At 32.3% G+C, this 3,879-nt stretch carries 5 protein-coding genes; 4 read left to right on the top strand and 1 reads right to left on the bottom strand.

What is annotated here, in order from left to right:
- Positions 1 to 107: 107 nt before the first annotated feature.
- The 4 genes from ribD to ribH are packed head-to-tail and all read left to right on the top strand — an operon-like array spanning position 108 to position 3,477.
- Positions 108 to 1,202 carry a bifunctional diaminohydroxyphosphoribosylaminopyrimidine deaminase/5-amino-6-(5-phosphoribosylamino)uracil reductase RibD gene (gene ribD, locus ACQCX0_RS00625; protein WP_462562147.1) on the top strand — a complete coding sequence of 365 codons (1,095 nt, stop codon included), beginning with the start codon at positions 108 to 110 and terminating at the stop codon, positions 1,200 to 1,202.
- A gap of 19 nt (positions 1,203 to 1,221) precedes the next feature.
- Positions 1,222 to 1,824, top strand: a complete 603-nt coding sequence (locus ACQCX0_RS00620; RefSeq protein WP_462562145.1) for a riboflavin synthase — start codon at positions 1,222 to 1,224, stop codon at positions 1,822 to 1,824.
- On the top strand, positions 1,817 to 3,019 hold the full coding sequence (gene ribB, locus ACQCX0_RS00615; protein WP_462562143.1) for a 3,4-dihydroxy-2-butanone-4-phosphate synthase: 1,203 nt from the start codon (positions 1,817 to 1,819) through the stop codon (positions 3,017 to 3,019). The genes ACQCX0_RS00620 and ribB overlap by 8 nt, the downstream gene beginning before the upstream one ends.
- Positions 3,020 to 3,042: 23 nt before the next feature.
- Positions 3,043 to 3,477: a 6,7-dimethyl-8-ribityllumazine synthase gene (gene ribH, locus ACQCX0_RS00610; protein ID WP_462562141.1), complete on the top strand. Its 435-nt coding sequence runs from the start codon at positions 3,043 to 3,045 to the stop codon at positions 3,475 to 3,477.
- A gap of 151 nt (positions 3,478 to 3,628) precedes the next feature.
- Here ribH and ACQCX0_RS00605 read toward each other — a convergent pair whose 3' ends face one another.
- Positions 3,629 to 3,850: a sulfatase-like hydrolase/transferase gene (locus ACQCX0_RS00605; protein WP_462562149.1), complete on the bottom strand. Its 222-nt coding sequence runs from the start codon at positions 3,848 to 3,850 to the stop codon at positions 3,629 to 3,631.
- Between the last annotated feature and the right edge of the window lie 29 nt (positions 3,851 to 3,879).

Below are 3,879 nucleotides of genomic sequence, written 5' to 3'. Positions count from 1 at the left end.
AATTCTTGAAGATAATATCTTTAGAGGTAAATATTATCAATTTATATTTTTCATACTCATTGTTCTGCCCTAAAGTTAGTGATAATTTATATAATTGGTGAACAAAGATGAAGTTATCTCCGCAGTATTTTATGAAAATAGCACTATCTTTAGCTGAAAAGGGTAGATATACTTGTACCCCTAATCCTATGGTTGGTTGTGTTATTGTAAAAAATCAAAAAATTATTGGAACAGGATATCATAACAAATACAGAGAACCCCATGCTGAGGCTGAGGCATTAGAAAATTGTATTATTGATCCTGAAGGGGCAGAAGTTTACCTTAATTTAGAACCTTGTGTACTCCAAGCAAAAACGAATTTTACAGGCACTACTTCGTGTGCAGATCTCCTGATTAAAGCTAAAGTAAAAAAAGTTTTTATAGCCATGTTAGACTCTAACCCCTTAGTAAATGGTTCCGGAGTTAAAAGATTACAAGCAGCCGGCATAGAAGTAAAGATAGGATTAATGGCAGATCAGGCTAAAGAGCAAAATGAAATTTTTCTTCATTATATTCAGTATAAAAAACCCTTTGTAATTGCTAAGTGGGCTCTTTCAATTAACGGTTACACTACAGTGCCTAAAAACTCTTCCCAAATTAAATACTCCCCAGTTATTTCTAATAATAAATCTTTGGAACATGTACATTTAACTAGAAGTAGGGTAGGAGCTATTTTAGTGGGAAGTAAAACTATAATTAGGGATAATCCTTTATTAAATACACGTTATAGTAATATAAAACCACTAAATCCTCCATTAAGAATAGTTTTAACCAGAAATAGAGAATTAGATCTTACTCTGAATCTTTTTAATGTAGAACAAAGTCCCACTTTAGTGGTAACAACTAAAGAAGCCTCACAAAACTTTTTAGATAAACTTCGTAATAAAGGTGTAGAAGTTTTAATAGTAGAGCAAGATAATGGCGAGCACATAATTTTAGAAGAACTACTAATTTATTTAGGAGCAAAACAAATAGATAGTTTACTTGTAGAGGGTGGCATGTATACTCATGAGAAGTTTTTTAAGGCTCAGTTGGTTAATAAGGTGGAATGTTACTTGGCTCCGTATTTTTTTCATAATTCTGGAGAAAAAACAGTTTTACAATGGCAGAGCTTAGACACATTTGCCAATAATCATTATTTTAGTGCAAAACCTAGTTATTAATCTCAAAGGATATGTTATCATGTTTAGTGGAATAGTAGAAACAATAGGGGAAGTTGTAAAAATTAAACAAATAGGGATAAGTGGGCAGGCAATAGTAATAAAAAGCCTAAAACCTTTAGCAAATCTTAAACAAGGTGATAGTATTGCCGTGAATGGAGTCTGTTTAACAGTGGTAGAATTGCAAGGTTCTAATTTTAAAGTTGAGGCAGTAGGAGAAACTTTAAGGCTAACTAATATTGCCTTATTACAACAAGGAGATTTGGTAAATTTAGAAATGGCTCTGTTGCCTACTACTAGAATAGGCGGGCATTTTGTCCAAGGACATATTGATGGTACAGCAGAAGTTATAGCAATTACTCATAATGAAATAGCACGTTTTTTTAAGTTTAAGCTTAAGACTATAGAATTAGCTACATATATAGTTACAAAAGGTTTTATTGCTATTGACGGAGTAAGTTTAACTGTAGTAGATATTAGGGCAGATGAATTTAGGATTATGATTATTCCTCATACCTATGCTGTTACTAGAATACAGAATTTAAAACTTAAGGATGTAGTTAATATAGAGGTAGATATTTTAGCAAAATATATTGTAAAGCAATATGGGAGGGAGTATGAGTAATAATAACTTATATTGTGAGGTAGCAGAGGCTATATCTTTATTAAAAAGTGCTAAGATGTTGATTTTAAAAGATAAACAAGATAGGGAAGATGAAGGAGATATAATTTTTCCGGCAGAATTTGCCGAAAGTACAAAAATTGCTTTTGCCATGCGAGAAGCCAAAGGATTGGTTTGTGTAGCTTTATCCTCTGATTATACTAAAAAATTTAATCTACCACCTATGGTGGCAGAGAATAAGTCCTTATTCAAAACACCATTTAGTATTTCTATTGAAGCAGCAAAAGGTGTTAGTAGTGGCGTATCAGCCAAAGACAGAGCAATTACTATTAAAGCACTACTTGATGATAATTCTACTGCTAAAGATATAGTTTCTCCCGGGCATGTTTTTCCTCTAATAGCAAGGGAAGGAGGAGTTTTTACCCGTAAAGGTCATACGGAGGGGAGTGTTGACTTAATGGCATTAAGTAATTTAAAAACTGCAGCAGTAATTTGTGAGATACTTAATGATGACGGCAGTGTTGCAAAGGGCAAACAATTAGAAGATTTTGCAACTAAACACAGTTTAAAGATTGTTACAATTGAGGCTTTAGCATATTATAAGACGAGATATCAACCTTTAATAGAAAAAAAATCAGAAGCATTGTTGCCTACTCAACACGGAAGTTTTAATTGTAGTGTATTTGGGTATAAATTTGATGAAATTAATAATTATATAGTATTAAAAAGTATAGTACAAATAACAAAAGTTCCTTTGGTAAGGGTACACTCTTGTTGTGCTACCGGTGATATTTTTTCTTCTAAAAAATGTGATTGTAATCGGCAGTTAAATTATAGTTTAGATTTATTGGGAAAAAAGGGAGGAATATTAATCTATGCCCCCCAAGAAGGTAGGGGCATAGGTTTGGTTAATAAACTTAAAGCCTATAATTTACAGGAACAAGGTTTGAATACTATTGAGGCTAATTTATCTTTGGGGTTGCCTGAGGATGCCAGAGAATATTTAGAGGTTGCTCAAATTTTACATATTTTAGGTAAATCACAAATTAAATTATTAACTAATAACCCTCTTAAAATAGAAGAGCTACAAAAATGTGGAATTACAGTAACACAAAGGGTTCCTATTATTGTAGAAAGTTTTGCTGAGAGTAAAACTTATTTAGCAACTAAAAAGCAGAAAATGGGGCATTTATTATGATTTTAACTAGAAAAGGAAAAAATATGAAAATAGCAATTATACAAAGTTTATTTAACCTAGAATTTACTCAGAAAATGCTTAATGAAGTACTGAATTATTTAAAAAACGCTCAGGTTTTAGAAACTGATATAGAAATCTTTCAAGTACCAGGGGCTGTGGAAATCCCTGTTACTTGTAAAAAACTTGCTAAAACTAAGAGATATGAAGTTTTAATAGCCATAGGAGCTGTCATTTTTGGTGAGACGGACCATTATCAATATGTTTGTCGGTATGTAACCGATGGTTGTAGAGAAGTAGCTTTATCCTGTGAGATTCCTCTAATTTTCTCAATCTTAACGCTTAGGAATAAAGCACAGGCAGAAGTAAGAATTAACGGAGTAAAAGCTAATATGGGACGTGATGCCGCAGAAGCAGCTCTTAATATGGTAGCTTTATTTAACAAGATTGCTAAATTATGAATCTACAATTTAGGTACACAAACCTAGTTGCTTATTAATCAGTGGTAAGCTAATAAAACTGCAAGCTAGGATTAAGTGAAAAATGTAGTCGTGGTTAGTTTGTTGATTAAGGTATTTTGTATAATTGTCTAACTCAGTGCTATCCTAAATTTTAATCCAAGGTGCTGAGAACCAAATAAATATTGGAGTATAAAGTCTGTGCAATCAAACCCGTTATATAGTCTGAATCGTGAAAATAGACGCTGTTTTCTCCTAAAAACTGTCCGTGATCACTAGTATAAAATAGAAAACTTTTCTTGTTATCTAAAATTTTCATAAAATTATACAGAATGTAATCCGTATATCTGTCTCTATAACGAAAATGACTGCTCACAGTATGAAGATCGGAAGAGCGTCGTGTAG

The sequence above is a fragment of the Candidatus Hepatincolaceae symbiont of Strigamia maritima genome (assembly GCF_055505085.1).
The sequence above is the reverse complement of the archived record's forward strand: the minus strand, read 5'-3'. Positions and strand labels throughout refer to the sequence as shown.